This window comes from Peribacillus sp. P4_C12 (genome assembly GCF_056402095.1).
Window position 1 is genome coordinate 1 of the sequence record NZ_JBFUIB010000682.1, and the last position, 1,670, is coordinate 1,670.

2 protein-coding genes and 1 pseudogene are annotated in these 1,670 nt (G+C 30.6%); all 3 read left to right on the top strand.

Annotated elements, in window-relative coordinates; genetic code table 11:
* Positions 1 to 227: pseudogene (locus AC1DUW_RS27935) on the top strand (aromatic acid/H+ symport family MFS transporter); the annotation flags it as partial.
* A gap of 535 nt (positions 228 to 762) precedes the next feature.
* Positions 763 to 954 carry a hypothetical protein gene (locus AC1DUW_RS27940; RefSeq protein WP_053346003.1) on the top strand — a complete coding sequence of 64 codons (192 nt, stop codon included), beginning with the start codon at positions 763 to 765 and terminating at the stop codon, positions 952 to 954.
* A 265-nt stretch (positions 955 to 1,219) separates the two neighbouring features.
* Positions 1,220 to 1,670, top strand: a 451-nt coding sequence (locus AC1DUW_RS27945) for an MFS transporter (RefSeq protein WP_477644067.1), incomplete at its 3' end; no start/stop codon positions are given.

The following is a 1,670-nucleotide window of genomic DNA, read 5'->3' on the forward strand; positions in this document are numbered from 1 at the left end:
CATCTGGAATAGGAAGGATTGGTGGTATGCTCGGACCCATCCTTGGTGGATTCCTATTATCAATCTCACTACCAATTCAATTGAATTTTATTGCTTTTGCTATTCCTGGTCTTATTGCCGCGATTGCTTTATCCTTTGTTCCAGTGAAGATGGCTTATTATAAAAATAATCAACCAGAACAAAGTGAAGAAATAATGGTAGACTCCAATAAAATGAATATACTGTAAGAATAAACATGAAAATGGCAGCGTAGGAGATATCTACGCTGCCATTTTCATGTTTATTTTATGTTAGGAGAGCTTGTATAGTTGCTTCTGATTAAATTTCTTTCTTATTCTTATAATTAGTTTCATCGCAGATCTGCTCAAAGGACACAATGTTCTAAATAACGAAGGGTGCTGCCTGGATAGAGTGAAATCATTASAAAAATGACATTCAATAGATGACTGATGCAAACTATATTGTAAACCCCATTATCTATAAATTCCTTAAATGACATTTAATTATTATTAGGAGTGGAAAATGTATATTTGTCAATGATAGGTTGTAAAAATAAATGATCTCATAAATAATGTGGTCTAAGTTTTAGAGCAATAATAAAATTTCTATGAAAAATTGCTTAATTGTTCATATTTCGCAATATGATTTACTCCATTATTTAAAGGATAAATGTTAAAATGAAAGAACGGATAATAAAAATTCCTCCTTGAAGTGGAGCGAACTAGAATAATTAATCTCATCTTTTGAGAGGGAGTCATTACTTTGAAAAAAATTCTAAAACATTTAATTTTTTGGTTATCTATAATAGGAACATTATTCTCAATGATATATTTCTTTGTAGCGGATATTCCGTTATATATTAAATTGTTAGGCGCAGCCATTATCCTTTATCTTGGTTATGATCTTATAACAGAATCTAAAAAAAGAAAGAAAAAAGAAGCATTAGATGCCTAAATTCTTTATTTTCAAAAAAGTCCTCTTTTAACTAGAGGGCTTTTTTTTGCMTTTTTTTCATAAAAAGTTTTTCCTATCTATGAACCTTAATGAACTTTGATAATTGACAATATTCTAAAAATTAAGTTAATATATAGTGAACTTAGTTCTATATAAGTGTAATTTAAGTCTTTATTGTTATTTTTTAATTTGGTGGTAAGCTGGTTTTAAAAAACTTAGAACGTTCCTTTAGTCAATAAAGGAAAAGAAGAAAGAGGCGAAGGAAATGCGCACAATCCGTGTATCTGAAATGATTGATGAACAAAAATTTAACCGCTTTCATTTACAGATTTTATTAAGTTGTATCTTTATCATTATCTGTGATGGATATGATATGTTCATGCTTGGAACAATCCTACCATCTTTGATGACTGAGTGGAAAATCACTGCTGTAGAAGCAGGATTATTTAGTAGCTATGCTTTGTTTGGAATGATGATAGGCGCGTTAGTCTTTGGACCAATAGCTGATAAATTTGGAAGAAAGAAAGTCATCTTAATTTGTACGGTCATTTTTTCTATATTTACTTTTACTTCAGGGTTTGCAGATACGCCAACTACTTTTGGAATACAACGTTTTATTGCAGGTTTAGGATTGGGGGGAGTCATGCCTAATCTAATAGCAATTATTACTGAATATGCTCCGAAAAAACTTCGTAGCACACTGGTTGCTATTATGT